Here is a 26,095-nt window from a genome sequence, read left to right as displayed (position 1 = left end):
TTGCTCTTTGAAAAGAACATGTTTTGGTTACCAGCAGTTTGGATCTGTTTACCGGCAAAGTTCACAATTTTACCGGCGCTTTTTCCATTGCCCCCAAAAAAAGAGGGTCCTAATTAAAAGGGACTCTCTCCAAGCTCTATTTATCGCCCCATCTACTTGCTAACGCAGAAGGATTGTTTAGCTGTGAACTACTATCTCGGTCCTTTTCGTTTTTAATGACATGGAAGCAAGGGCAGACTGATTGAATCCTTTAACAATCAGCCATACCGCTAAAATCATTTCATTTGCGGCTACTGGCAGTGCCAAAATGCCACCCCAAAAAGAAACCTGTGCAATGACACCAAACATGACTAACAAAGCACAAAGAAACACTAGTGCTGCCCCCGTCATACCCAAGATAGGGATCAATCTCGGAACGAGCTTGGATTTATAAAAAATATAACTGTACATAATCGTATTGATACCCAGCATAAAAAGGGGGCCGAGCATGAATGTCCAGTCATGTATCGCTTTTAAAATAATACTTGAAGCTTGAAAAGAAGCAATATCTGAGGCACCTGCTGATACGTATTCCCGTCCTAATGTTACTAGTGACAACACACTGATGACACCAACAGTAATGATAATCGCTTCAAGAAATCTAAAACATACATGCCAAAGAGCAATCGTTTCATTATACTTTCTTAAAATAGGAAACATGGTAGTGGCTGTACCTATGGCTGAAACCACAAGAATTAGCTCCATTAACGCTCCCAGCAGCACCTGATTGGCATGTTCCGAACTTTTCACGAGATAATTGGAGTCGTTTAGGACAGGATCATAGAAAACAAAACTGCCTATTACCGCTGTTACAGCCGCCAGTATAAACAAAGTCCCTACAATCCTTGCCGCCTTCTTTGAATTCATCTTATCCCCTTCTTTCCAATAAATTCATTTCTCTCTTGTGCTATCCCCGTAAAAGAATACTTCTTCCAAAGGTAAGTTAAAGACGTGAGCAATCCGAAAAGCCAGTTCTAGTGATGGGGAGTAGTTTCCCTTTTCGAGCGCCACGATTGTTTGTCTTGTGACGCCTACCTTGTCAGCCAACTGTTGCTGGGTCATTTCATCATGGTTGAACCGTAATTTTCGGATATGATTGCCGACAAGATTTTTTCCCATGCTAAACTCCTTTCCTATAGTGATAAAGTCTTGTGGCAGAACCAATCAGGTCAGAAATAAATCCTGAAGCGATGAGAATCATGAACATCACTTGTGAAGGCTTAGAAACGACCAGTGACCCCATTGCCATAAGAAAGCCTAAGATAAACACAAAAAAGGAATTTCGAAATGCCTTTAAGGAAATTAACTTATCCAGTTCATCCTCAAATTTTGGTTCCTTTTCTCCAGTCATCATTCTAAAGGTGATATTAAAAATAATGCTAATTATGATGTGCGCTATGATGGAAACCAAAGTCAAGATGAGGACAAAGGAACCCCAAAATCGAAATGTTTCAGTCGACTCGAGACCGCCACCGGGATACTTTGGGTACATGTACAAACAAAAAGAGATAAATATGAAAATTACGCTGACTAACGATACAATGCTTTTCTTTTCTTGATAAGTCAGGGTTAACACCACCTTTTCCTTATTTAGTAAAGTTTGTTATACATAATGTAAAGTAAACTATACATCAAGTCAAGAAATTTTTACCAAAAAATAACAGAAAAAATCACCGCTCCAATTCTGCAGAATTCAGTTGGTTAGAAAACTGCAACAAAAAAAGAAGTACGATTAACTTGTACTTCCTTTTTGTAAGGCACTCCTCGTTTCTAACACCTTTAACTATTGACAGGAAAGTTGACAAAAAATGTGGTGCCTACATTCTTTTCGCTTTCAACCCTAACCGTTCCATTAAAATGATCCACCAATTTTTTAACCATGAATAGCCCGATTCCCTGACCGCTTTGTTCTTGATTTACTTTTTCGTACTTTCGAAAAAGCTTTTGTATTTCCTCTTGAGACATACCAATACCATGGTCTTTAATTTTAAAATGCAAATATTGATCCTGTTCAGTAACATCTAAATAAATGGCACTGCCCTCAAAGCTATATTTAATGGCGTTACTAAGCAAGTTGGAGAGGACTAATTTAAACCCAATTAAATTAGCTAGGATCATTTCATTTCCACAAAGCATGATGTTAGCAATCAATGTAATTCCCTGGGTTTGTGCCTTTATTTTCATAATATCGTACACTTCTTCGATAGCATCCTTCGCTAGAAGTAACTTCTTCTGCCAAACTGCATCTGTTGATAGCATTTGTTCGGTATTAATAATATGTGAGATTTCATGGTCAATAACGACCGCATAGTTTTTAATCGCTTCTAATCTGGCAATTCGATGTTTATCCTTTTCCTCATTCGCCAAAAGTGCTGCGTACGATTTGATGACCGTTAACGGATTTCGTACTTCATGAGATACTACATGAACAAAGTCAAGCTTTTGCTTATACAAATCCATTTCCGATTCAATCTTACTCTGTGCACTTAAAGATGGAAAAACGGATGGATTATGAAGGTTAGAAGTCTTATAAAGGCCGCTGCGTACGATTTCATTATCTGTCATGATGTATGTGTGACTTCTCATCATTTCTAAGAAAACGTTAGCAGAAACCTTTCCACTTTCATAGGCACAAACGGTGGTATATCCTAATTGGTCCACTGCAATATCACATGAACATTCATATTTCTTTACTCTGCTTAGAACTTGATTTTCCTTCAACCAATCCACGTGACCCCATAGCCTAACAATCAGTTCACCATCAACATATGGCTGGAAAACATCCTTTAAATTCTTTAGAACTCGTTCAAAGTGAAAGTCATGATACATCTCGTAAAATTCAAAATTACACACATATTTAATTTTTGACATATCAATCTTTCCCAGTCTTTCCAAAACACTCTCATATATCTGGGGAGTATCTATGAAAACAATATACTGCCCTAAAGCAATACCTGTTTCAATAAAGGAAACGGCATTATCCACATATTTTTCGTATGATTCATAGAAATACAGTATATGTGCACCTTGTTCGACTTTTAATGAATTGGTTAAAGGAACTAAATAGGTCATGTTATCCTCCATTTCTGTGTCTGTGTTGTTCAACATTCTATCCATCCCATATTTACAAGGGATATCCTTTAAGCCTGCTATTTATACAGCTTGCAATCAATTATCGCTAAACCCGAGTAGAACCAGCGTACTGTTTTAATCTAAGATAATCGGAAATTAGCGCAATAAATTTCCCATTACTAGGTTTACTCTTCCATTCGCTTACAGAATGGCCAAATATAGTTTCTAATACATCCCTATTTCCTCGATTCCACCCCACTTCAATCGCATGCCTAATCGCTCTTTCTACCCGGCTGACTGTAGTATGGTGTTGTTCTGCAATAGCTGGATAGATTTCTGTCGTTAACCCCCAATTTCCTCCTAATAAAATATCCTCAGCACCAGCCATTTGAATCGCTTCTCTTAAAAAAAAGTATCCCTTAAGATTTGCTGTAATCCCTAAAGAGCGAAGGATGTCTGTAACTTTCATTTCTAAATCATCTATTTTTTTATTCAATTGCTCCTTCTTCTCTTTCTGTTTGTTTGTAGAGAGGCTTTCCTCTGGGAAAATTGAATTTATTGTATCAGATAAAACGCTTAGTTCAACGGGCTTCATCAAAAAGTAGCTTGCTCCCAACTCCCTAGCTCTTATAATGATATCCTCAGACCCTAAGGAGGTAAGGATTAAAACCTTTAAACCTTTGTAGTCTGTATAGAGGTTTTTCAATAATGAAAGACCATCGGAATATGGCATGATGAGATCTAATATTACGAGGTCTGGGTTTTCATCGCTTATTAATTTCATTCCATTTAGCCCATTATGCTCTACCCCTACCACGTCTATGTTTTCCAGAGTTGATAAGTACTCTTGGAGAATCTCTGTAAATTCGATGTTATCATCAATGATAGCAACCTTTATCATCTTGACGCTCCCCCTTTTTATCTATTAATTTTTGGCTTTTTTCTCAAAATGGTTCATTTAAAAACAAGGCTCTGCTAAATTTGGATGTTGATTTCCGCTCCAGTCGCTTAAGCGTTCTCGCTGGCATGCCGGCGATCCTCCTCGGCCCCGTACTCCCGCAGGACACTGAAATTCATCCTCGAATCTGCCCACGCACGAAGAAAATGTGATAGCACAAGGAAAGCATCCATGAACTTTCTCCGCACGAAATTATGCGTTGCATAATTGAGGATTTTCGAGGAGTCAAGCGCCTTCCGCTCCAATCAACGAAGTTAAAAATTCTACATTATCGTTTAATAGAGACAAAAACAAAAAAAAGCCAAGACGGGAATAGGACCCATCTTGACTTATGACTAGCTCAATCCAATTGTCTAGCACATTACAGTCGGTCTATAAAGGAGTATTCGAATAATCTATCAAAATGTAAACAACCATAAAAAATAAGAGCTTTATAACCCCTATCCAAAATATTATTATAATGTAAAAATAAGTATTTTGCAAGATATTTCTAAATTGTGTGAATTCAAAGAGAGATAAAACAGACGTGCAGCGTATGGTGAAAAGGATTTAGGACAAAACTAGAGCGTATAAAAACGGCAAATAACTTCAAGAAAGAGCAGGTCAAACTATGATTCGATGAGGAAATAATTCGTTATAGGAGAAAAAGCAATGACAAAGAGTGAATTAATGAAACTACTAGTTTTAACGGAAAAGGCCTATCCCAAGTTCCTATTCAAGGATGGTACGGTTCAGCAATGGTTCGAGTTTTGCAGCCAAATGGATTTTGATAAGGTGATGGCCAAGCTGAAAAACCATATTAGGATTAGTCCGTTCCCACCCGCTATGGCTGATATTGCGGTATTTGCCAGTGGAGATGCGGAAATCCCAAAAGCGTTACAGAGATGGATGAATGAAGAACGTGAGAGAATTGAACGTGAACAACACCATTTCCACCGAACTGAACTTCCTTACTGGATTGCTGAATATTCAGTAAGGAGTGTAAGGTAACCTCTTATACAACACTGTAAATCTCGCTGATTCTTACAAAAAAACTAGCTCCTGTTCAGCCATGCCGGGCTATACCAAGACAACAGTAGATAAAAAGGCGCCTAGTATCTCCAAAACAGGATGTCGCAGGCACCTTTTTAACAGAGTTATTTTAATTTTAACACCTTTATTTGTAATTGGTTATCTAGATCCCAAAGTTCAATTTGACCATTTTCATAAAATGCAAAAGAGCTGGTCCCGTCCTTTGGGATCGTGGTGCTTCCGGGATTAAGTACGATAACCCCGTCTTGTTCCTTTAACACTTTGACATGAGTATGGCCGGAGATGACAACCTGGCATCCAAGCTCTTTTGCCCGCAGGATCCGCTCTTCTTCCGTCTCTTCATATCCATGAACGAGATAAAACTTGTAATTGTCAAACGTGATTACTCTTGATTTATGGGAAAGGTCTTGCCCCAGCACCATCTCGTCGACATCCGCATCGCAATTGCCGCGGATATAGACTATATCTTTCCGTCCCTCAAGAAATTCCGCCAATTGCTTTGGGTTATACGTTTCCGGAATATCATTTCGCGGGCCATGATAAAGGACATCACCCAAATGGCAGATTTGATCAGAACCTTTAAGAAGCTTTAGAGCTTGGAGTGTATTTTCATAACCTCCATGTGTATCACTGATAATTCCCAGCTTCATCTAATCATCCCTCACATGCAGCGGTCACCCGCCATCATTTATATAACCATTATATTAAAACTGTATGAACGGATAAAGCCATGGCAGAAGGATTGAAGTAATAATCGCTGCAAAGCCCATAGCCATACTGGATACCGCTCCTTGAACTGGTCCTTCTGTCATGATTTGACTGGTGCCAATCCCATGGGATACCGTACCAATACCAATGCCACGAGAAAACGGATCTGTAATTTTCATTAACGTTAATAAGATTGGTCCTAATACGGCTCCAAAAATGCCTGCCGTAATGACAAATGCTGCTGCAAGTGGAGGATTTCCACCAATAAGAGCTGCCGCTTCAATGGCCACAGGCGTTGTAACGGCCTTTACAGCAGATGTCGCTTGGATGGTATCGGATAAACCCAATAATTTCGAAAGCCAAACGGCAGAGGTAATCGTGGCGATCGTGCCGCTGACCAAACCAAAGACAGCTGGCTTCAATCTTTCCTTTATAATCTTTTGATTATTATACATAGGCACTGCAAGAGCAACAGTAGCAGGCCCTAACAAAAAGGTCATCCAATCTTTCGCCACCGTATACTCGTTATAGTTAATATGCAGCAAGCTAAGGATAGCGATAATGGCGATAGTGGCCGTTAGGATTGGTGTGGTAAACGGCGATGGAAAACGCTTTGCCAGTTTGGATGCACCTATGTAAACAGCAATTGTAATGATGATACTAAGCAGAGTGAGACTGTCCATGGTATCCCTTGTCCTCCTCTGCTGTTTTCTTATCCTTCCTCGTCAAATACTGTGTGATTCCAGCCGTGATTGCTAGGCCAATCATGGTACTTCCAGCTATCATGAGCAGCAATTGTAATCCATGAGCCTTGATCAATCCTCCATAATTCATTAATCCGACGGCAATTGGTACGAAGAAAAATCCTAAATGTTTGTTTAAAAAGGCGGCTCCCTTCTCAATAAACTTTACCTGGATGACTTTACAAGTTAATAGAAGATATAAAATCACCATCCCCAACACACTTGATGGAATCGGAATATCAAGGGTCTCAACCATGTATTTTGAAAATGCATAAATAGCCCAAATAAAGAATAATTGGGCAACGAACAGGAAGGCACTTTTCACAAAAAGACATCCCTTTCTCTTTACTTTTCTATGATACTACTTTATCAACAGCAAATGGATTTGAAAAGGATGAAGTTTATCCTTCATACTCATCGACCATTTTTTAGACTATGAAACAATAAAAGGATTAGCCCTCCCGAGGACTAACCCTTTATTATAGTTTATATGGCTTATTTAAAAACTAAAATTTTGCCAACTGTTCCATCTGCACTTTGGCCAACTACACGCACCTTAAGTCCGAGCTTTGGAATATTGCGGCCAACATCCGGTAATTGAGGGTTGCTGTAGTCTTTGCTATCATCGAACAACGCATTGCTTTGGGTAAAGTTGTCTTTTAGATAGAAAGATGGATCACCAATGGTGACGTTGCTGCCCTTATTTAAGCTAAATGCAGCATCATGCATTTGATAGCTATTTGAACCCAGTAATTTATCAACAGAAGCTGAAGTTGTTTTAGTCTTATCTAACCAAACATTATTATGCTGGTCTGCATCGACAACGCCCAGGAAGCCGTCACCAGGGTGGTAGCCAGGTCCTACCCAGTTGTTATCATATTTATTGTCCACATACCATACAACTAAGCCTTGATCGTAGGACAGCATAGTTCCTTTACGGTTTACATTTGCTAGACCTGAGTCAGAACCGTTATGTGTTCTCCATTCTAATAGATAGTATTGGCTTGTTTGTTTTGTACCATCAGATTTAGAGAAACCTTTGAATGTGAATGGAGTTGTTCCTTCGGCATTATCTGAAAGAACTGATTGTCCATCCGCAGTTACTTTTACATCATCTACAAAGAAACCAGGCATCGCTAAACCGCCATCTGTGTCGTAATTAAAGCTTAGTTTTATAGATTGACCGGCAAATTGTGACAAGTCAAATGTAGCATCTACCCAGCCTTTTGAGTCGCCAGTGATGCCATTAACTTGTTCTTTAGTAGTTGTTGTGATGCTGCCTTCAATTGGTGTACCATTTACCTGAACTGTGGCAAAATCGTAATCCTTCTCAATGGAATACCAAGTTTTAAAAGTAAGCTGAACTTTTGACGCACTTGGAACGTCTAAATTAACGGTCATACCATTTCTTAAATTATCTCCGCTTCCACTGAAATATTCTGACTTTCCACTTGCTGGACTGTTAACAACAGTTACTTTATCAGGAAGATCTACTTTGACAACATCATTGTTGGTTCCTTTTGAACTTGCTTCATCAAGTAAAAATTCCTGTCCTTTTGTAGTGACATCTTTTACGTTAATCTCACTGCCTGTCTGCCAGTTTGGTGTAAAGGTGTCAGTTGTCATGGACTGTTGCAAGTATTCTTTATCGTATGGGCTGAATCCAGATGGTTCCGTTCCAGGAATTTTCCCTGTCCAGCTTCCGCTTGACATGATGGACCAGTAGCTGACTGCCTCACCAGCACCGCTGTAGATGGTATCATATTCATCTGGCAATCCAAGGTTGTGGCCGAATTCATGAGCGAATACACCAGCTGCACCGTCTTCTGGTTCAACGGTATATGCTAAACCTAATAAGTTATCTGAACCAAGATAATTTACATTTGATTTTGTACCTGGAATCTCATAAAGAGAACCTAAATCCCAGCTATGAGACCAAATAGCATCTTCGCCAATTTTTCCGCCGCCTGCTTCTTCCCCTACACCAGAGTGAATGACCATTAAGTGATCGATAATTCCATCGGGTTCACGGGTATTGCCGTCGCCATCTAAATCATAAGGATCTTCTTTATCGTACTTATTTAAATCCCCTACCTTAGGGTCTTTAGCTGCATCCGCTAACGCTTCCTTAATAAGCGCTCGAGGATCTATGTCGTTATCATCATTTTCAGTATGAGCACCATAATAAGCAGCCGAATTCTTTGCTGTATACCAACCTGCAACTTCACCATCAACGGTATAGCTTCCACCAGATTGCTGTTCATAAAACTGCTTCATGGAAATTAATGTCTTTCCATTTGGACCAACATAACCATTATCACCAAAAATCATATCTTGATAATGCTGGTGAGAATAGGCGTCGGAACCACTGTAGTACATATCAGTTTCATCTTTACTTAATTGACCATGTGGAAGATCCGGGAAGTCAATTAAGAGAACAAGTACCTCATCCTTTCGCTCTTGTCCATCCCATCCTTCTTTTTGCACTGGTCCAACTGTGTTTTGTTTAGCTTGTCCAAGCTTATTGCCTTTTCCGGCTTTAATTCCATTAGAATCCATTTCCGCTTTCACTTTTGCTTTTAACTCAGCCTGCTTTTTAGCAAACTCGTTTTCACTCTTGCCAGTCGCCGCATTCATTGCTAGCTTATGGAGATACTGTTGTAACGCCTTTTCTGCTTCCGCAGCATTTGCATCTTTGGCAATTGTGCCATTTTTCTTTAGCATTTCAATTAGCCTGTCATTATTGGCAATTGCTAAATCTACTGGCGCTGACTCTTTCGCCGAAACTTTTAATACCGGTGATGATACACTCTCTTGACTTACCACCCCAGGAGCAAATGCACTAAATGCAAGTCCAGCAGATAAAAGTGGCATGCCGATTCTCTTGTTCCACTTCAAAATGGATTCCCCCAATAGTAGAAATTAATATTCTGAAAAAATAATTTATTAGTAGCAAATAACATTATACTCCGGGTCTCGAAATAAACAACGGTACTTTCAGACTATTTTAACTAATTTATAAATTTTTTACTTTCCCAACAAACTAATAGTTTTCACGGAAGTTTAGCATACTTAGATACTTTCCAATCTTCTATGAACAGGCCGATATTTTATTGAAAAAATTATATTCAAATGGAAAAGAAAAGAACTTATCCATCTCTCCGAATCAAAGGTGACTGCCAGTTCCGTGGCATTAAACAATTTCAAACAATAACTGGATATGACAATATGATATTGAAATTATTGTGACAAATCGTAGAGATAAATGTTTTATAGTATACTTGTGTATAGTATATGAAAGAGGTGAGCCTATTCCGTGAAATTAAAACTCATGACAGTTACTTTGCTAATAGCTAGTTTGTTGACTGCTTGCAGTGGAAAGAGTACAGATGAAGGTACTGTTGTAAAAGAAAAACAACCAAGTGACATAAAGGAATTGGTGGCAGATTATAGCGCACACAAAATAAAGGACCAAAACGCATCCATTACCTCTCAACAATTGATTGTCACTAAAAAGAATGGAAAAGAAACGACTTACGACTTACCAAAGGATCAATTTTTCGTGTCTATTGCACCCTATAACCAACAAACCCATCCATGAACGAGTCATAGCTTGACAGGTTGTCAAGGTGAACTAGCAAATGAAGAGTTTGATGTATATATAGAGGACACGGAGGGAAATGTGATTGTCGATAAGACGGTTACATCGCAATCCAACGGCTTTATGGATTTGTGGCTGCCACGTGATAAAACCTTTGAAGTCAAAATTACGCATGAAGGAAAACAGGCCGAATCCCAAATTTCCACTTCTGAGAATGACCCTACTTGCATCACCAATATGCAGCTACAATAGGAATGAAAAAACATCCCCATGACGAACATGGGGATGTTTTTTTTATTCTTCCTTATAAAATCTTTCACCGGTATCCGGATTGAAGTAAACTGTCAATTTTTTATTGGTTGTCGGGTCAATAGACACCTCATTTGTACGTACAAAGCCTTCAGGCACTTGTTGGCCATGGTTTTTTTTTAAGCGCCGGTCCCAAATTAGCCAAGAGCCAATTACTAAAATAAGGAGGATTACAATCTGCAAGCCGAAATAGCCAAGAATCCATTTCATAACTATTCCTTTTCTGCAATAACAGCGGTGCCATAAGCAACGATTTCACTCATATTTTGGCCGATTTCACCCGAGTCAAACCGCATCATAATAATGGCATTAGCCCCCATCGCTTGGGCATTCGCTACCATCCGGTCGATTGCTTGTTTTCTGGCATCTTCCAGCATTTCTGTATATTGATTGATTTCTCCGCCCACCAGTCCTTTTAGAGATGCCACGATGTCTTTTCCAAGTCCTCGTGCCCTGACTGTTAATCCAAATACAGGTCCCTTCACTTCTGTAATTTTATAGTTTGCTATTTTTTCCGTCGTAACAATAATCATTTGCCCTTCCCTCCCTTAATATGGTCTATCTATATGTTTATTTTACTTTCACCTTACATAATATACCATTGTTTTCAAAAATATATTTTAAGGTTTGTTTTTATAGAATTACGGTCATTAGCTGTCGGAACTTCATAGTTTAGACAGGAAGTAGTATAGATGTTGATTCATTTTTTCCTCAAGTTCCTGTGTATCTTTACCGTCATACCGCAACAGCAAAAATTCCGTCATCATTGCAAATAAAGGATATTGGTATTCTACAGCTAAAACCGCTGCGTTTTCCTGGTTAATTTTCTGTTCCTGCATAAATCCTTGAAGTGCCGTTTCCAAAAAGCGAATCGTTCCATAATAAACATCTTTTAAAATAATCTCTCTTGCCCGTTGATCACGAAACTGCTCAATATTTAGAATTCGCCACATTTTTTCATGAAGAGGGTCTGCAGCGGCCTGTTTGAAATTAGACAATCCTTGCGTTAAAAACTCCTGAATAGTTGTATGTTTTACAATCATCCTAAGTTGCTCTTCAGTTGGCCTCGTTTTTGCATGTAGTTCACGGAAAAGGTCATAAATCCATTCCAAAATTTGGTCTTTGGATTTGAAGTGATTGTATAATGCACTTTCTTTTATCCCTACTTCTTTTGTTAAATCACGGACTGATACGGCAGAAAACCCTTTTCGGGAAAATAACTCAATAGCTGTTTCCAGGATTTTGTACTTTGTGCTTGTCTTATCTAGATCTTTTACTGAGTTATTCATTTTTTAATTCCTTTCTCTCTTTCTTAAAATGTCATGATGAGCAGCTGTACTACAAGCTGTAAATCCATGAGTCCATGCGCTATGGCGATTGGCAGCAATCGGTTTGTTTTTGTAAAAATAAAGCCTAAGACCATTGCGAGAGGCACGAAGGATAAAAATCTCCAAAGCATGTAAGGGACATCAAACACCAAGGGAAGGGCAATGTGCTGCAATGCCAGGAAGGTACCGGCCAAAAGAATAGCCGGCCAAAGCTTACCCGTTTTCCCTTTAATCCTAGGTAGAGCGTAACCAATATAGGTTGGAGTTTCAACCAGGCCATTAGTAATTGGAAATAAAATTAAAGCAATAACTGCTGCCCAAACAGGAAGCTCTTGAAACATTGTATCTGGCGGAATGACCGAATCCAGCAAGAGGTAAGAAAATAAATATAAAGGAATCGCACCAGCTGCCAAACCAACTAGTAAGAGCCACAATATCTCGATAACATTCTTCTTTATATTTCCTTTTTTATAACTAAATAATGAAAAATAAGCAATGCCTTCTTTACTTAATAACCCACGCAAAATGAGGAATGTTAGGATATTCGCCAGGATGGCTTGAAATGGCCACCATTTTTCCGCCGCCTGCAGGGGCGACTCGTTTCCCATTAAAACAAAGAGTCCCACAATCGAGGCCCCTGAAAGAGCAAACAATAATGTCCGCATTACTAAAGAGATGGCAATACTTCCTCCAATATGCGTTTTATTCCCAGAGGTATTCGTTTTAACGACTTTCTTGTTTATCACAAAATCCCCCAAACCTACCCCTCCCTATATTCCATCTGTGCATGAACGTTCGTTCATACACATCGTATATGTTTATATTAATTAACGTTCGTTCATACGTCAATGAAAATATATAAATTTTTCCAAGTAAAATCTTCTGCATCATTTTCATTCTCCCTCTGGAAAACAAAAGAAGGGATCCTAAGAATCCCCCTAGCTTCAATCTTATTTTTGAACTAATTCTAAAAAGGTACAAATCGTCAAAATGCCTTTATCAAAGTTTTCCAAGTTAAAGTGCTCATTTGGGGCATGAAGATTTTCATCTGGCAAGCCGAAGCCCATCAGGACAACCGGAGCATTTAGCGCTTGATTAAAGTCCGATACAATCGGAATGGATCCGCCTTCTCTTTTGTAAACAGGTGCTTTTCCATAGACTTTTTCATAGGCCTCAGCCGCTTTTTGAATCATTGGACTGTCAATCGGAGTTAAAAATGGATTACCCGTATCGCCAAGAGCTACTTCGATTGTACAGCCTTTTGGTGTATGTTCTTCTATGTGTTTCTTGATTAATTGCTGGATCTTTTCAGGGTTTTGATTGTGAACCAGGCGGCATGTGATTTTCGCATGGGACTCATTCGGGATAACCGTTTTCGTGCCTTCTCCCTGGAATCCGCCCCATAACCCATTGATTTCTAATGTTGGCCGAGAACTAATTCTCTCAGGATAAGGGAAATTGTGTTCTCCACCGGTCAATTCCGTTAACCCCAACGATTTTTTTAGCTTCTCTTCGTCAAAGCCCAATGCTTTAATTTGTTCTTTTTCAAATTCCGTCAATTCCACAACATCATCATAAAAATGCTCCACATTTACTTTTCCGTTGGCATCATGTAGGGTGGAAAGCAGCTGTACCAATAAATGATTGGCGTTTTGGACTCCCCCGCCGAACATGCCGGAGTGCAAATCAGAATTAGCCGTTTTGAGAGTAAATTCTAATGAACAAAGACCTCTCAAAGAGTAGGTAATAGCAGGAACGCCTCTATCCCACATATCAGAATCGGAGATAATGACTACATCAGCGGATAGCTTTTCATTATTCTCGGATAAAAATTGCGGAAGATGAGGACTTCCGATTTCCTCTTCCCCTTCAATGCAGAATTTTACATTAACCGGTAACTTCCCTTCTGACTCTAATAAGGCTTCAACCGCTTTAATATGTAAGAACATTTGCCCTTTGTCATCTGTTGCACCTCTGGCAAAGATCTTTTCATCACGAATGGTCGGTTCAAACGGAGGAGTTTCCCATAAATGAACAGGGTCAACAGGCTGTACATCATAATGACCGTAGACTAAGACAGTCGGTGCGTTTTCCTGATGAAGCCAATCTCCATAAATGATGGGATGACCTTTGGTTTGAACGATTTCCACATGTTCCAAGCCAATTCTTTCTAATTCATTGGCAATCCATGAAGCTGCTTTTTGAATGTCCTGTTTATGGTCTGATATGGCACTAATACTGGGAATCCGAAGCAATTCCTTTAATTCTTCCACGTTTTTTTCATGATTAGTGGAGATAAACTCAGATAATTTACTCATGTTCTCACCTTTTCTATTTTGGTTTCCATTCTATTTTATACAAAAAATTGCAGAAAACATAATAATGGCTCTGAAAAAACATGGTAACCCTTTCTACTGTCTTGTCCTTAACTGTAGCTGCGGCCTTTTCCTAGTTCAACCAATTAATTTAGTTCTAATCGACCATTTTTCACAAGAACAATGACAAACAAATGATACTTTTTTATACTTTTGGTAGTACACTAAAATAATTTTTAGAAAGAGATATTAGATGAAAACAAAGCAAACAAAAACTTCCCACGTCGAAAATGGTACCTTAATGAAAAATATGATATTTGTCAATGTGGTTTTCTTTGCTATTACAGCTTTTTTCACGTTGGTCTGCTATCAATTTTCAAATATGATTCCCAACCAGTTTATACTTATCTCAGTATATATGATGATGTTAGTCAGCTTAGGCCTTTTTCTTTATGGGATATGGCTGCGAAACCATTTAAAGAGTACCAGACAAATGAGCATCTTTAGCTCCTTTTACTGTATACTAGCCAGCATCCTGCTTTTCTTAACTTCAAATGTCTTGTATGGGGCTGGTGTAGCAGAAGAATTTATTGATGAGAAGGTTCACTACTTCACTTTTTCATTAATCATATATTTAATTATCATTGCTATCTTATCAGCCATCATTTTCATCCTTTCAAAAGTTTTAAGCCGAGAAATCAACACCCCAAAAGGATATGTTTGGATAAGTTTACTCGGTATTGGCATTGTCATTCTTGCTTATATCGTTATGATGGCGATCATGAACAAGACTTTTACCAATCCAGACTCTGTTAAAGATTCGTATGAAATCTTAGTTGGTTCAGTGGGATTCGGTTATATTGGCTGTGCAATAATGATTGTACTAAGCCGCGGAAAAACAAAAGAATCTAAATTCAAATAGGCTGTGCCAAGGCTCTTTGGCACAGCCTATTATTTTTTTCATCTATGTCATGTCCGGAGAATGCCAATGCACTCATTAGTTTGACATAAATAAGATACCGACTGTGTTTGGCCCACAATGGGAAGAAATGGTGCAACCCGCACGTGTTACTAAAATTTCCTTAAAGTCGGCAATCTCTCCTATTGTGTTTTTAACCACCTCGATATTCTCAGAAGATGTACCGGAATGGGTAATGAAAATCCGGTCAGCTTTTACATTAGCCTGGCCATCTAACTTGTCTTTTGTGTAGTGTTTTAAAACCTTTGGCAATGCCCCCCGATATTTTTTCCCTGGGTTCATATTTCCACTGCTAGTGTCGACCTCAATACAAGGTTTAATATTTAATAGATTTGCACTAAAGGCAGTAAGCGCCGAACATCTGCCACCCTCACGAAGATAGGTGAGATTATCAATGACAAAGCTTGCCTGAACCTTCGACCTTAATTCATTGACCTCTCTTGCGATTTGGGCTGCCGGCATTCCCTTTGCGATTCGTTCTGCAGCTTCAATCACAAGAAGCCCCATTCCTGTCGATAGATTACCAGAATCTATGGTATACACATTGCCAAGCTCTTGGGCAGCGATACAGCTATTTTGGTAGGAAGAGGAAAGCCCCGACCCAAGACTGATGTGGATGACTTCGTAGCCCTCATCCGTCCACTTTTTAAAATAATCGATGTATTCCGCTAGATTTGGTGCCGATGTTTTTGGCAACATTCGTTGCTGTTGATAAGTTTCATAAATGTCATCCGGCGTAATATCTACTCCATCCAGGTACTGTTCACCGCCCAAATTGATATGGAGCGGCTGACAATGAACTTGGTATCGTTCTTTTAAACTATCGTCAAGATCACAAGTACTATCTGCGCTGAGAATAATTTTATTCATTTATTGTGCCCCCATCAGTGTGTTTGGATGTTCCATTTTCACAATTCCATGAATTGTGCTCTATTATGTCTATTATCAATCGTTAATCATGAGTTTTTACCTATATCTTACCATAGGGAAAATGAATCTTCATTCATAAATTTGGATATTTCGACAATCTGTGCGGAGTGACATGCATCAACTTAATGGTGATGTACAGACTAATCCCTAAACGGAGGTGTGTGGATAGAGTGAGGATAAAACTCGTCGTAAGTTTATTTATATTTCTACTTTTATTTTCAGCAGCCTGGTTTCTGGAACAAAAAAACCATCTTGAATATGATGTAAAATTCATAGAAACACATAGAAACCAATTAACCTTAATGCCATTAAGTACACGCAATACTGAGGTAACAGATAATCGCAAGAAATTATCTATACCATTTAAACCACGAGAGTATGTCCGGATTACAGGGCCGGAAAAAAGGTGATCTCTCACCCTTCCATGACAAAGGCTGTCCCATCCAAGGTTCACCCTCTTACAAGACAGCCTTTTTCCAATTTTAATCTGCAGATGAATCATCCTGCATTTTCTTATGATATTCTTTTAAGTCATCCCTTACACTTTGATCCCAAAGCTTTACACCGGAGTTATAGGCAGCCCTGTTAATTAAATGACCCGAAATTGGGGAAGTCAAAAACAGAAAAACGATTCCAAGAATCAGCCGTGAATTAAAATGCCCTTCCACGGAATAAAAGTATAGAAAAGTCCCCAGCAGCACAAACATAACCCCCAATGTAGCCGCCTTTGATGCCGCATGGTTTCGTGTATAAACGTCAGGAAGCCGAATGACTCCGAACGTAGCAATGAGAAAAAGTAGAGCCCCTGCTAGGATTAAAAATCCAATGATAAAATTAACGATGGTTGTCACGTTCAATAATAACCCCCTTCTCCAAATATTTCGCGAAGGCCACCGTTCCAATAAAAGCGAGGATGCCAATCAATAGGATAATTTCAAGAAAAGCGGAGGATTTCAGTACAATACAAATGAGTGCTGTAACCGCCACAAGATTCACCCCAATCGCATCTAGGGCAATCACCCGGTCCGGCACGGTGGGTCCTTTGATCACCCGGTAAATGAGCCCCAACATAGCAAGCGAGCAGCAAAGCAAAGCAATTCGAATTACGATTTCAAGCACTACCGGCTCACCTCCAAAATGGCTTTTTCAAACGTTTGTTTAATACTGCTGATTTCGTCCTCTACTTCCCCTATATCCATGGCATGAACAAATAATGTCCGATTGTCTTCTGACACATCAATGACCAATGTGCCCGGGGTTAAGGTGATTAAACTTGATAACAGAGTGATTTGCCAATCCTTTGTTAAATCCGTTTCTAAGGCAAAAATCCCTGGACGCATGTCTAATTTTGGCTTTAAAACAATTTTGACAATCGCAATATTAGACAATACCAGTTCTCTTAAAAAAATAAACGTCAGTCTGATAAACGCCCACACTCGGTACAGGTAAAAGCGGCTGCGAAAAAAACGCCTTAGCAAGAACATGACAAGCAGCCCGAATAAATAACCTTTGATAAAACTGATTGGGTCAAAGGCTACCTTGATAAACATCCATAAGAAAGCCAGTACGACATTGAGCAATATTTGAAATGCCATTTCATCACTCCTTTAAGACAGCTTCAATATAAATTTGCGGATCTACTAACGTGTCAGCTGCCTGGGCAATATACGGTAAAATGGCTTCTGAATTTACTCCATAAAGGGCTGAAATAGCAACCAATATAACCGGTGCAATCAGCAGCCATTTGACCGGGGCTTTTTCTTCGCCTTCGTAAGTCTGATTCTGCCCCCAAAAACCGTTTATAAAAATTTTCATGACTGAAAATAATACCAACAAGCTAGACATTAACACAATCGCAGCACCGAAAAAGCTCTTTCCTTCAAATCCTCCTTGCACAATCAGTAATTTTCCAACAAACCCGCTTAAAGGAGGAATCCCGGCTAACGCCAAGGAAGCAATAAAGAAAGTCCACCCCACCCCCGGATATCGGCCGATAAGGCCGCTCATTTTTTTCAAATTTGCACTTCCCGTTAAATTGATGATGATTCCAACAAGAAAGAACAGGGCTGCTTTGATAATCATGTCATGAATCAAATAGTATACCGCTCCTTTAATGGAAGCAGGATTCATAACCGAAACGCCATACAGAATGACACCAACCGCCACGATAATGTTATAAATAATGATTTTCTTGACATCCCAATAAGCAATTGCCCCAATCACCCCAACGACGATTGAAAGAATTGCCAAAATGGATAACAGCTGAAAAGCAAACCCCTTATCATGATAAAAGAACAACGTATACGTTCTGGTGATCGAATAAACACCGACCTTTGTCAGCAAGGCTCCGAAAAGAGCCAACACGGGAGCAGGCGGTGCATAATAGGAGCCGGGCATCCAAAAGTAGAGTGGAAAAATGGCTCCCTTTAGGCCAAAAACAATTAAAAACATCACGGCAATCACGGTTAGAATACCAGGCATTCCATCAGCGCTGATTTGACTGACCCGCTCGGAAATATGGGCCATAGTCAGCGTTCCGACAACTGAGTATAAAAAGGCAACCGCAATGACAAACAGGGCAGATGAAATGACATTAACAAGCAAATATTTAATGGATTCTCTCAATTGAATTTTCGTTCCGCCAAGCACGAGCAGAACATAGGAAGACATCAGCATGACCTCGAAAAAGACAAACAGGTTAAAAATGTCCCCCGTCGTAAAGGCTCCATTGACCCCAACCAATAAAAAGTTAAAAACTGAGTAATAGTAATGTTTTTCTCGCTCTTCCCCAATCGATTTGAAAGAGTAAAGCAAACAACAAAATGCAATAATACTTGTTGTTAATATCAGTAAGGCTGATAACATATCCGATACTAAAGTAATGCCAAACGGCGCCTCCCAGCTGCTAATATTAAGCGACTGAATTCCCTCATTATGGACCTTTTGAACAATAAAGAGGGCAGCAATCATCGTCAAAATCGATGAGAATACCGCAACAATGCGCTGGGCAACTATTTTCTTATTTAAGAAGATTAAGATGGCTCCAGTTAATAACGGAATTAATATGGGTAATACAATTAAATTAGTCATTTGGCTCTGTTCCTTTCATTTCTTCCACATTATCCGTTCCCAATTCTTGATAGGCCCGATAAGCCAAAACTAAAAAGAAGGCGGTAACGCCAAAGCTAATGACAATGGCTGTTAATATTAAAGCCTGCGGCAAGGGATCTGTATAATTATCTGCATGTTCACCCAATAGAGGGGCTGAACCTCTTTTTAACCCGCCCATCGTTAAAATGAGCAAATGGGCGCCATGGCTCAACAAACCGGTTCCGACAATAATGCGCAATAAACTTTTGGACAGCATCAAATACGTAGCTGACATAAATAAAATACCGATGACAAACGCCATTAAAATTTCCATTATTCATCCTCTCCTATCGTTTGAATAATGGTCATCGTCACACCGACAACAACAAAGTAAACACCTAAATCAAAAAGTGTGGCTGTATGCAGGGATATCTCCCCCAATACTGGAAGCTCCACATGGGTAAACCTATGGGTTAAAAACGGGACATGAAACAAAAGGGAACTTGCGCTCGTCCCAATTGCCAATAATAATCCAATCGCCGTGATAATCCGGTAGTTAACGGGCAAAATCCTTTGTACGGTTTTAATATCGTAAGTGATTAATAAAAGCACAATGGCTCCCGCAGTCATCAATCCCCCGATAAAGCCTCCGCCCGGATAATAGTGTCCGGCTGTAAAAATATAGACGGAATAAAGGACGATGAAAAACAGCAATGCCTTTAAAGAAGTCTCGAGAATGATATTATTGGTCTTTTTCATCCTTCCTTCCTCCCGTTCCCTCTTAATTTGATCATGCCATAGATTCCCAATGAAGCAATTGCAAGAACAGTAATCTCAAAAAGGGTATCAAAGCCGCGGAAATCCACGAGAATGACATTGACCATATTCTGTCCGGCAGCCTTTTCATACGTATTTTCCACGTAAAACTGCGAGATGGAATCAAACAGCTTATTACTGTGTGCAGATAAAGCAATCACAGTGACAATTGCACCCACTCCGACAGAAATCAGGGCATTCGTGAGTTTAAATCTTATGCGAGTTTCGTATTGGCGCAACTTCGGCAAGTGATAGAAACAAACTAAAAATAGAGCTACAGAAATCGTCTCAATCACCAGCTGAGTCAATGCCAAATCCGGTGCCCTAAAGAGAACATAAAATAACGAAACAGTATACCCTACGGCACCAAGGAGTATAATTGCCGTCATTCTTGATTTGACAAACAGAATGGAAATCGAACCCGCCACCACAAATAAAGCTAAAACCCATTCATATATTCCTATTGAGGAAACATTTACAGTATCCAGTTTAAAGGCATCCTGCCCAATGAGTGTGGCCGCTAAGATAAAAATAAAGAAGGCAAAAATGTAAACCAGATAGGAATGAATCGACCCGGTCATATACGAGCTGGTTAATCGATAAGAACCAGATTGAGAAGATTCCAGCAACCGGTCATAAAAACGAAAAAGAGAGAACCTCTCAGGAATTTTCTTATAAACCCCTTTCCACTTCGGAAGGGTCCGATAGAGAATGATACCTAAAACGACAACACCCAAAGTCATAAACAACTCAATGTTAATCCCGTGCCAGAACGAAATATGAACCATAAACTCCTCTCCTGTACCGATCAGGCTTGGGAGAACGGCAGCCATTGCTGGTGAGATGAGGCTATCGGATAACAGATTGGGGAAAAACCCAAAAATGATAACAAGAGAAACCAATATAACAGGAGGAATTAACATCCCTAATGGCGCTTCGTGCGGCTTTTTATCCAGCTTTTCTGGCTGATAGTTACCGGTGAACGTTTTGAAAATCAGAATCATGCTGTAAAGAAACGTGAAGACGCTGGCAATCCATGCAATAACCGGGAATAAAATCCCCCAAGTTCCAAGGTTGAAAATGTCCATTTCCGTTACCCGGACCATTCCTGTAAAGAACATCTCTTTACTCAGAAAACCATTGAAAGGCGGAAGGCCTGCCATGGAAAAAGCACCAATGATGGAAACCGTAAAAGTAATTGGCATAAACGGCATAAGACCGCCCAGTTTCCGGATATCCCTAGTCCCTGTTTCATGGTCAATCATTCCAACTGCCATAAACAGGCTGCCTTTGAAGGTAGCATGGTTGATTAAGTGAAAAATGGCCGCTGAAGTGGCAACTAGAAAAATATTGTCATCCAATGCTTCGTAGTGGAGGGCAGCCGACCCAACACCGAGCAGAGACATAATCAGCCCAAGCTGGCTGACAGTGGAAAAAGCAAGGATGCCTTTTAAATCGGTTTGTTTCACCGCAAATACGGATCCCCAGGTTAAAGTAATTAACCCCACTCCGCCGACTAGCCAAAACCAGAAACCAGACTCCCCAAATACGGGGGTAAAACGTGCGACTAGGTAAATACCAGCCTTTACCATGGTGGCTGAATGTAAATAAGCACTTACCGGTGTGGGAGCTTCCATCGCGTCAGGCAGCCAAATATAGAAAGGAAATTGCGCCGACTTTGTAAATGCCCCGAGCAAAATACAAAGCATGGATGGAATAAATAAGGAATGTTGGTATAGTTGATCCGAATTTCCCACGATTTCTGTAATACTGAATGTCCCAGTCATGATGTATAAAAGGATAATTCCCCCAAGCATGGCAAGACCGCCAAACACCGTAATTAACATCGACTTTTGGGCGCCATAACGTGATGCTTCCCGATCGTACCAGTATCCAATTAATAGAAAGGAAGAAAAGCTCGTTAACTCCCAGAATGCGTACATGACAATCAAGTTATCGGATAATACTACGCCAAGCATGGCCCCCATAAATAGGAGCAAATAAACATAGAAAGACGGGAGCTTTTCTTTAGCTTTATCTAAATAATAAATCGAATAAAAAACGACTAGTGCCCCAATGCCCGTAATTAAAAGGGCAAATAATAGGCCAAGCCCATCTGCTTTTGCCGTAAAGTTGATTCCTAAAGAAGGAATCCAATTTATAGCTTCTGTAACCGTCTCTCGACTGGAAGTTACAGGCAAGAGGGAAAGAAAATAGATAAACAAAAGAATGGGCAAAGGAAGAACAAACCATCCCGTATGAACTCGTTGAACCCTTTTAAAGAAAATCATCAAAATCGAAAATAACAACGGCAATATAATCACCAAATGCAATAAAGACAAAACGAAACCTCCTTTTGCTTTTATCTAATAAACCTATATTTTCCTAAACATGTTTCAAATAAATACCAATCCAACTACCCCCTGTTTATATCTTTCAAGAAATGCAAAAAAGGAGTCTGTCAGCAAAGGGCATAGTAATCCCTAAGTGACAGACTCCTCCATAAAATTCAATATTAATTTATAAAATATCATACCATATTTTCAATCTAAAAAAAAGGGTGTAATTCACAAGGCTGTGCTATTTCTGGCACAGCCTAACTTTGTGATGGATTAAATGCTGCGGCCTACTTCAGTAAAATAGGGAAAGAATAGATTGTTCGGTCACCTACATCGACCCTAACTTTATATTTGCCTGCTGACATAGCCTTAGTACTGAGGTTGAAGATGTATTGATTGGCATCAGCATCGTAACGGAATTGATTGTCTTTTACCGCTGCACTAGTAGATACTCCATTAGCGTCTTCCACATAAATTTTTGCCGTTGCACCAGTCAAGTAGTTTCCTTCTTTGTCCGTTAATTGGAACTTAACCGGAATTGTGCTGCCCGCTTTATAGGATTTTGATTCATCTGTTATAACAGGTGCAAGAATGCCGCTAGAATTGATTGTTTCTTCAGCAGCGACAATCGGCAAATTCGATTCACCTTCACTGTTTACTGCCGTTACCTTGTAATATGAGGTTCCGATCGGTGCTGTGCTGTCAGTAAACTCAGGGATGGTAGAAGTTCCTACTTTTGTATATTCACCATTTGGAGTGGAGGAACGATAGATATTGTATTTCTCAATACCTAATACAGGAATCCAGCTTACATCAATATCCGCGCTATTGTTGACAGCGGCTTTAATCCCTGCTGGGACTAGGTTTTTAATAGTCAAATCATATCTTCGGGAATCATAACGGCTGAAGTTGTAGTTACGGAAGTCTGACATCCGAGTTACACCGGTAATATGTTCTTTTAAGTTGCTTGGACCATTGGAATATACATATGCAGACAAATCTCCGGTCAGATTATAGACGATCAGTTCATCTCTGGAGTCTCCTGCCATGTCAGCGACCATCACCTGTTCTTTTGCATCCGTATGTCCATCAAATGTTACGATCGGATTAAAGTAGCCGTCATAAAGCTTTGGTACAACGCCATTTGGATGGTCAGCATCTTTCCCCCTTCTATAGGCTGTAATGAGTGGAGCATAACTGCCTGTCCAGTTGTCAAGAGGGCGCACGATGCTTCCCCAATCTCCCTTCGCACGTTGTTCATGGTATAAAGTTTCGCCTTTTGAGGTGAAAAGGAACATTCCATCTTGTCCTGGATTCCCTCTGTTCACCCGGTCCAGTCCTGCGAGCTCTAGCCCAGGAGAATCGATTCGATAATCGCCAACCAATATCTGCTGCGGCTCGACCGTATCACCATTTCGGAAAAGTAGGTTGCCGTTGACGTCAAAAGCATACGTATCTTCACCGCCAAGAATGATTTCCATCTTACCGTCGTCGTTTATATCGGCTACCCAGTGGGTATCAACATGAGCCGGCAAATCCTTTCTCCATAACTCCTTGCCATCATGTGAAATCAACGAATAGTTGTTGACTAACTCATCTCTTCCATCTCCGTCAAAGTCATATGGCAGCAAGCCATGGCCGGTATTTCCAGCATAATGCCATAGCTGGTTGCCATCTTTGTCCAAGGCCCAGATGTCTGAGTACCGATCCTTCAATAAAATGTCTTGTGGAGTTGGATTGCCTGAGAAGTTGGCGATAAAAATCGCATCATGGGCTCTTTGGCTAGGTAGTTTAAACTTTTTCTTTATCTCGCCCGTTTTTCCATTAAAAATGTAAAAATACTTTTCCGTGTCGTCTCCCATTTGCATGACAGTTAAGACTTCGTTTTCACCATCGGCGTCAATATCATAGATCTGAACCGGTTCATCCGCTCCGCTTGTTGTTACCCTCGGATCGACGGTTCCTTGTTCCCATAAAAGCTTTCCTTCGATATCATAGGCAGCCAGATGGGCCACATAACGAGGGTTACGAGCATCATCTTTTACATAAGCTGGCTGCACCATTAAAAGATCATAGCGGCCATCTCCATCCATATCGCCGATGCGCATTCGATTTCCTGTACCCGCTGCACTGATATCAATCTTGCTGATCAGGTTGGGGAATGACCATTGTGTCATCCCTAGAACCTCCGCTGTTTGATTGCCTTCTCCAGAGGAATTTACGGCTGAAATCTTATACAAATAGCTAGAGTCCTTTTCAACAGTTGCATCAGTATATTCTGTCGTTTGCGTGCTGCCAATCAGCTGATAATCCTTATATCCAAGTTTAGCTCTGTAAACATTATAATTAGCAGCCCCATCTACACTATTCCATTTCAACGAAATAGAAGTTTGCGAGACTGCAGGAATTTCAATTCCACTTGGAGCCGATAGCGCTGCATTTACAGCACTATCCGCAAAGGCTGGTTGGCTTAGTGGAGCAAATTCGGCTACTAATGATAAAGATAGCATAGTAGCAAGTATCGGTTTTGACTTTTTAAACATAACCTTCCCCCTCACACACATTGGTAATATTACTTGTTCTTTTTAGCGTTCAATTCACGGTTCTAGATATCATGGCTACCATGATGTTCACGTGTGCAATTTTAGGAATCTATTAGTAGCTCTGAAGTTATTACAAAAGAGGTCATTATGTTGAGGAATCTATGAAGAGATTTGCATTAAATAAATCTAACAATGAAGCTTTAAAATCTGTTTTGTACCTTTAGTAAAATTTGCGTGAAGAAGTTTGTCCGACCGCAACACCTCCTTGTTAAGGAATCGCTTACATATTAACATGTTGCCTATTTTAATAAAAGGTAAAATTTTACTAATTTTGATGAATTTTGGGTTCGATTGATAATGCTTTAAAGTTTATGGGAATGCTAAAAACTAAATATGCTTTGACGTAATACTTTTTAGTGATATAATAAAAACAACACCAATTGGTGTCATATTTTTACTAGGAGGCACATGACATGGACAAGCAAGGACAAGAAATGTTTTTAAATTTTATTCTCCAACGGGTTCAAGAGGGCAAAGAGGATGAAGCAAGGGAAATCCTTCTAGAAAACTTCAAAAAACAAGATGAAGGTACTTTTACAAAAGAGGATATCGAGCAGTTTGTCCCTAAGATGATGAACCTCTTAAAGCCTGAAAAAATCGATGAAATTAAAGCAGTTGCCAAACAATTTGCTGGGAGTTTCGGCAATCAATAAGGCCAGCCAGCCTAAACACGATGTTTTCCAAGCCATTTCAGACCCTACTCGCCGAAGCATGTTAAAACTGCTTGCTGACAGGGAAATGTCTATCGCTGAAATTGTGGAATACTTCCCCATAACTCGTACGGCTGTAAATAAGCATCTTCATATTCTTTCTGAAGCAGGTCTTGTGAGGAGCCGAAAGGCAGGCCGCGAAACCCGCTATATGCTTATTCCAGCCCCATTAATTCAAATACAAAACTGGTTGTCCTTTTTTGAACAGTATTGGGACGAAAGGCTGTCTGCTCTAAGAAGATTTGTAGAAGAAGACAATGACTAGGAATGGACAGGGGCTGTCAAGTAACATTAGGGTTTTTAACAGCCCCTCTCTAAGTAACCGTATACTTTTAAAAATCTGGATTTGGGTCACGTAGACAATCTCTACGTGACTGTTTACACTGAAAAAACTGGATTTGGGTCACGTAGACACCCTCTACGCGACCGGTTGCTTTGAAAAAACTGCTTTCGGGTCACGTAGACACCCTCTACGCGACCGGTTACTTTGAAAAAACTGCATTCGGGTCACGTAGACACCCTC

The 26,095-nt window shown here is 39.9% G+C and carries 28 protein-coding genes; 5 read left to right on the top strand and 23 right to left on the bottom strand.

Features of this window, described 5'->3' with window-relative positions; genetic code table 11:
* Positions 1–177 precede the first annotated feature (177 nt).
* The 5 genes from BN2425_RS15710 to spo0A form a co-directional block, all read right to left on the bottom strand.
* Positions 178–906, bottom strand: a complete 729-nt coding sequence (locus tag BN2425_RS15710; protein ID WP_042461421.1) for a DUF4386 domain-containing protein — start codon at positions 904–906, stop codon at positions 178–180.
* Positions 907–930: 24 nt separating this feature from the next.
* Complete coding sequence (locus BN2425_RS15705) at positions 931–1,158, bottom strand: helix-turn-helix transcriptional regulator (protein ID WP_042461420.1); 228 nt, start codon at positions 1,156–1,158, stop codon at positions 931–933.
* A gap of 1 nt (position 1,159) precedes the next feature.
* Positions 1,160–1,606, bottom strand: coding sequence for a hypothetical protein (locus BN2425_RS15700; RefSeq protein ID WP_042461674.1), 447 nt, complete (start codon positions 1,604–1,606; stop codon positions 1,160–1,162).
* Between the two features lie 212 nt (positions 1,607–1,818).
* The gene (locus BN2425_RS15695) at positions 1,819–3,147 is read right to left on the bottom strand and encodes an ATP-binding protein (protein WP_195891953.1); all 1,329 of its coding nucleotides are present in this window, start codon (positions 3,145–3,147) and stop codon (positions 1,819–1,821) included.
* Between the two features lie 70 nt (positions 3,148–3,217).
* On the bottom strand, positions 3,218–4,012 hold the full coding sequence (spo0A, locus tag BN2425_RS15690; protein ID WP_042461413.1) for a sporulation transcription factor Spo0A: 795 nt from the start codon (positions 4,010–4,012) through the stop codon (positions 3,218–3,220).
* A gap of 708 nt (positions 4,013–4,720) precedes the next feature.
* Here spo0A and BN2425_RS15685 point away from each other — a divergent pair.
* The gene (locus BN2425_RS15685) at positions 4,721–5,059 is read left to right on the top strand and encodes a replicative helicase loader/inhibitor (protein ID WP_052352898.1); all 339 of its coding nucleotides are present in this window, start codon (positions 4,721–4,723) and stop codon (positions 5,057–5,059) included.
* 146 nt (positions 5,060–5,205) lie between these two features.
* On the opposite strand, the gene yfcE is transcribed toward BN2425_RS15685, so the two are convergent.
* The 4 genes from yfcE to BN2425_RS15665 form a co-directional block, all read right to left on the bottom strand.
* Entirely contained in the window at positions 5,206–5,751 is a 546-nt protein-coding gene (gene yfcE, locus BN2425_RS15680) for a phosphodiesterase (protein WP_042461410.1), read from the bottom strand.
* Positions 5,752–5,805: 54 nt separating this feature from the next.
* A complete protein-coding gene (locus tag BN2425_RS15675; RefSeq protein ID WP_042461406.1) occupies positions 5,806–6,492 on the bottom strand; it encodes an LrgB family protein in 687 nt (228 codons plus the stop codon).
* Entirely contained in the window at positions 6,470–6,877 is a 408-nt protein-coding gene (locus BN2425_RS15670; protein WP_042461404.1) for a CidA/LrgA family protein, read from the bottom strand. The genes BN2425_RS15675 and BN2425_RS15670 overlap by 23 nt, the downstream gene beginning before the upstream one ends.
* A 170-nt stretch (positions 6,878–7,047) precedes the next feature.
* Positions 7,048–9,426 carry an immune inhibitor A domain-containing protein gene (locus BN2425_RS15665; protein WP_052352910.1) on the bottom strand — a complete coding sequence of 793 codons (2,379 nt, stop codon included), beginning with the start codon at positions 9,424–9,426 and terminating at the stop codon, positions 7,048–7,050.
* 442 nt (positions 9,427–9,868) lie between these two features.
* On the opposite strand from BN2425_RS15665, the gene BN2425_RS23345 reads away from it, so the two are divergent.
* Positions 9,869–10,405: a CueP family metal-binding protein gene (locus tag BN2425_RS23345; RefSeq protein ID WP_264757810.1), complete on the top strand. Its 537-nt coding sequence runs from the start codon at positions 9,869–9,871 to the stop codon at positions 10,403–10,405.
* A gap of 42 nt (positions 10,406–10,447) precedes the next feature.
* On the opposite strand, the gene BN2425_RS15650 is transcribed toward BN2425_RS23345, so the two are convergent.
* The 5 genes from BN2425_RS15650 to BN2425_RS15630 form a co-directional block, all read right to left on the bottom strand.
* Positions 10,448–10,672 (bottom strand): hypothetical protein, encoded by a 225-nt coding sequence (locus BN2425_RS15650; RefSeq protein WP_042461396.1) that lies wholly within the window; start codon positions 10,670–10,672, stop codon positions 10,448–10,450.
* A 2-nt stretch (positions 10,673–10,674) separates the two neighbouring features.
* The gene (locus BN2425_RS15645) at positions 10,675–10,995 is read right to left on the bottom strand and encodes a YbjQ family protein (protein ID WP_042461393.1); all 321 of its coding nucleotides are present in this window, start codon (positions 10,993–10,995) and stop codon (positions 10,675–10,677) included.
* A gap of 132 nt (positions 10,996–11,127) precedes the next feature.
* A complete protein-coding gene (locus BN2425_RS15640) occupies positions 11,128–11,751 on the bottom strand; it encodes a TetR/AcrR family transcriptional regulator (protein WP_042461389.1) in 624 nt (207 codons plus the stop codon).
* Positions 11,752–11,774: 23 nt separating this feature from the next.
* A complete protein-coding gene (locus BN2425_RS15635; RefSeq protein WP_042461386.1) occupies positions 11,775–12,548 on the bottom strand; it encodes a CPBP family glutamic-type intramembrane protease in 774 nt (257 codons plus the stop codon).
* 192 nt (positions 12,549–12,740) lie between these two features.
* On the bottom strand, positions 12,741–14,108 hold the full coding sequence (locus tag BN2425_RS15630) for a dipeptidase (RefSeq protein ID WP_042461383.1): 1,368 nt from the start codon (positions 14,106–14,108) through the stop codon (positions 12,741–12,743).
* A gap of 250 nt (positions 14,109–14,358) precedes the next feature.
* On the opposite strand from BN2425_RS15630, the gene BN2425_RS15625 reads away from it, so the two are divergent.
* On the top strand, positions 14,359–15,027 hold the full coding sequence (locus BN2425_RS15625; protein WP_042461381.1) for a hypothetical protein: 669 nt from the start codon (positions 14,359–14,361) through the stop codon (positions 15,025–15,027).
* Between the two features lie 75 nt (positions 15,028–15,102).
* Here BN2425_RS15625 and BN2425_RS15620 read toward each other — a convergent pair whose 3' ends face one another.
* The 9 genes from BN2425_RS15620 to BN2425_RS15575 form a co-directional block, all read right to left on the bottom strand.
* Entirely contained in the window at positions 15,103–15,954 is an 852-nt protein-coding gene (locus BN2425_RS15620; RefSeq protein ID WP_042461378.1) for a DegV family protein, read from the bottom strand.
* A 542-nt stretch (positions 15,955–16,496) separates the two neighbouring features.
* Positions 16,497–16,865, bottom strand: coding sequence for a monovalent cation/H(+) antiporter subunit G (gene mnhG, locus BN2425_RS15610; protein ID WP_042461668.1), 369 nt, complete (start codon positions 16,863–16,865; stop codon positions 16,497–16,499).
* Entirely contained in the window at positions 16,849–17,085 is a 237-nt protein-coding gene (locus BN2425_RS15605) for a Na(+)/H(+) antiporter subunit F1 (RefSeq protein WP_406603198.1), read from the bottom strand. The genes mnhG and BN2425_RS15605 overlap by 17 nt, the downstream gene beginning before the upstream one ends.
* Before the next feature lie 47 nt (positions 17,086–17,132).
* Positions 17,133–17,609, bottom strand: a complete 477-nt coding sequence (locus BN2425_RS15600) for a Na+/H+ antiporter subunit E (protein ID WP_042461370.1) — start codon at positions 17,607–17,609, stop codon at positions 17,133–17,135.
* Between the two features lie 4 nt (positions 17,610–17,613).
* Positions 17,614–19,104, bottom strand: a complete 1,491-nt coding sequence (locus tag BN2425_RS15595; RefSeq protein WP_042461367.1) for a Na+/H+ antiporter subunit D — start codon at positions 19,102–19,104, stop codon at positions 17,614–17,616.
* Positions 19,097–19,438 (bottom strand): Na(+)/H(+) antiporter subunit C, encoded by a 342-nt coding sequence (locus tag BN2425_RS15590; protein WP_042461364.1) that lies wholly within the window; start codon positions 19,436–19,438, stop codon positions 19,097–19,099. The genes BN2425_RS15595 and BN2425_RS15590 overlap by 8 nt, the downstream gene beginning before the upstream one ends.
* Entirely contained in the window at positions 19,438–19,863 is a 426-nt protein-coding gene (locus tag BN2425_RS15585; protein WP_042461361.1) for a Na(+)/H(+) antiporter subunit B, read from the bottom strand. The genes BN2425_RS15590 and BN2425_RS15585 overlap by 1 nt, the downstream gene beginning before the upstream one ends.
* Entirely contained in the window at positions 19,860–22,262 is a 2,403-nt protein-coding gene (locus BN2425_RS15580; protein ID WP_042461358.1) for a Na+/H+ antiporter subunit A, read from the bottom strand. The genes BN2425_RS15585 and BN2425_RS15580 overlap by 4 nt, the downstream gene beginning before the upstream one ends.
* 284 nt (positions 22,263–22,546) lie before the next feature.
* The gene (locus tag BN2425_RS15575) at positions 22,547–24,802 is read right to left on the bottom strand and encodes a rhamnogalacturonan lyase family protein (protein ID WP_052352897.1); all 2,256 of its coding nucleotides are present in this window, start codon (positions 24,800–24,802) and stop codon (positions 22,547–22,549) included.
* Positions 24,803–25,275: 473 nt separating this feature from the next.
* On the opposite strand from BN2425_RS15575, the gene BN2425_RS15570 reads away from it, so the two are divergent.
* Together BN2425_RS15570 and BN2425_RS15565 are read left to right on the top strand one after the other, a co-directional pair.
* On the top strand, positions 25,276–25,515 hold the full coding sequence (locus tag BN2425_RS15570; RefSeq protein ID WP_042461355.1) for a hypothetical protein: 240 nt from the start codon (positions 25,276–25,278) through the stop codon (positions 25,513–25,515).
* Positions 25,463–25,837 (top strand): ArsR/SmtB family transcription factor, encoded by a 375-nt coding sequence (locus tag BN2425_RS15565; RefSeq protein ID WP_081798089.1) that lies wholly within the window; start codon positions 25,463–25,465, stop codon positions 25,835–25,837. The genes BN2425_RS15570 and BN2425_RS15565 overlap by 53 nt, the downstream gene beginning before the upstream one ends.
* Positions 25,838–26,095: the final 258 nt, after the last annotated feature.

Source organism: Neobacillus dielmonensis (genome assembly GCF_000612665.1).
GTDB classification, from domain to species: Bacteria; Bacillota; Bacilli; order Bacillales; family Cytobacillaceae; genus Neobacillus; species Neobacillus dielmonensis.
This window is presented reverse-complemented; position numbering and strand designations above follow the sequence as displayed.

Coding starts and splice junctions, on each gene's coding strand:
- BN2425_RS15710 (WP_042461421.1), bottom strand. CDS start 906: ATGAATTCAAAGAAGGCGGCAAGGATTGTAGGGACTTTGTTTATACTG.
- BN2425_RS15705 (WP_042461420.1), bottom strand. CDS start 1,158: ATGGGAAAAAATCTTGTCGGCAATCATATCCGAAAATTACGGTTCAAC.
- BN2425_RS15695 (WP_195891953.1), bottom strand. CDS start 3,147: ATGTTGAACAACACAGACACAGAAATGGAGGATAACATGACCTATTTA.
- spo0A (WP_042461413.1), bottom strand. CDS start 4,012: ATGATAAAGGTTGCTATCATTGATGATAACATCGAATTTACAGAGATT.
- BN2425_RS15685 (WP_052352898.1), top strand. CDS start 4,721: ATGACAAAGAGTGAATTAATGAAACTACTAGTTTTAACGGAAAAGGCC.
- yfcE (WP_042461410.1), bottom strand. CDS start 5,751: ATGAAGCTGGGAATTATCAGTGATACACATGGAGGTTATGAAAATACA.
- BN2425_RS15675 (WP_042461406.1), bottom strand. CDS start 6,492: ATGGACAGTCTCACTCTGCTTAGTATCATCATTACAATTGCTGTTTAC.
- BN2425_RS15665 (WP_052352910.1), bottom strand. CDS start 9,426: ATGCCACTTTTATCTGCTGGACTTGCATTTAGTGCATTTGCTCCTGGG.
- BN2425_RS15650 (WP_042461396.1), bottom strand. CDS start 10,672: ATGAAATGGATTCTTGGCTATTTCGGCTTGCAGATTGTAATCCTCCTT.
- BN2425_RS15645 (WP_042461393.1), bottom strand. CDS start 10,995: ATGATTATTGTTACGACGGAAAAAATAGCAAACTATAAAATTACAGAA.
- BN2425_RS15640 (WP_042461389.1), bottom strand. CDS start 11,751: ATGAATAACTCAGTAAAAGATCTAGATAAGACAAGCACAAAGTACAAA.
- BN2425_RS15630 (WP_042461383.1), bottom strand. CDS start 14,108: ATGAGTAAATTATCTGAGTTTATCTCCACTAATCATGAAAAAAACGTG.
- BN2425_RS15625 (WP_042461381.1), top strand. CDS start 14,359: ATGAAAACAAAGCAAACAAAAACTTCCCACGTCGAAAATGGTACCTTA.
- BN2425_RS15620 (WP_042461378.1), bottom strand. CDS start 15,954: ATGAATAAAATTATTCTCAGCGCAGATAGTACTTGTGATCTTGACGAT.
- BN2425_RS15605 (WP_406603198.1), bottom strand. CDS start 17,085: ATGTTGGGGCTCATTTACCGGGTGATCAAAGGACCCACCGTGCCGGAC.
- BN2425_RS15600 (WP_042461370.1), bottom strand. CDS start 17,609: ATGGCATTTCAAATATTGCTCAATGTCGTACTGGCTTTCTTATGGATG.
- BN2425_RS15595 (WP_042461367.1), bottom strand. CDS start 19,104: ATGACTAATTTAATTGTATTACCCATATTAATTCCGTTATTAACTGGA.
- BN2425_RS15590 (WP_042461364.1), bottom strand. CDS start 19,438: ATGGAAATTTTAATGGCGTTTGTCATCGGTATTTTATTTATGTCAGCT.
- BN2425_RS15585 (WP_042461361.1), bottom strand. CDS start 19,863: ATGAAAAAGACCAATAATATCATTCTCGAGACTTCTTTAAAGGCATTG.
- BN2425_RS15575 (WP_052352897.1), bottom strand. CDS start 24,802: ATGTTTAAAAAGTCAAAACCGATACTTGCTACTATGCTATCTTTATCA.
- BN2425_RS15570 (WP_042461355.1), top strand. CDS start 25,276: ATGGACAAGCAAGGACAAGAAATGTTTTTAAATTTTATTCTCCAACGG.
- BN2425_RS15565 (WP_081798089.1), top strand. CDS start 25,463: ATGAAATTAAAGCAGTTGCCAAACAATTTGCTGGGAGTTTCGGCAATC.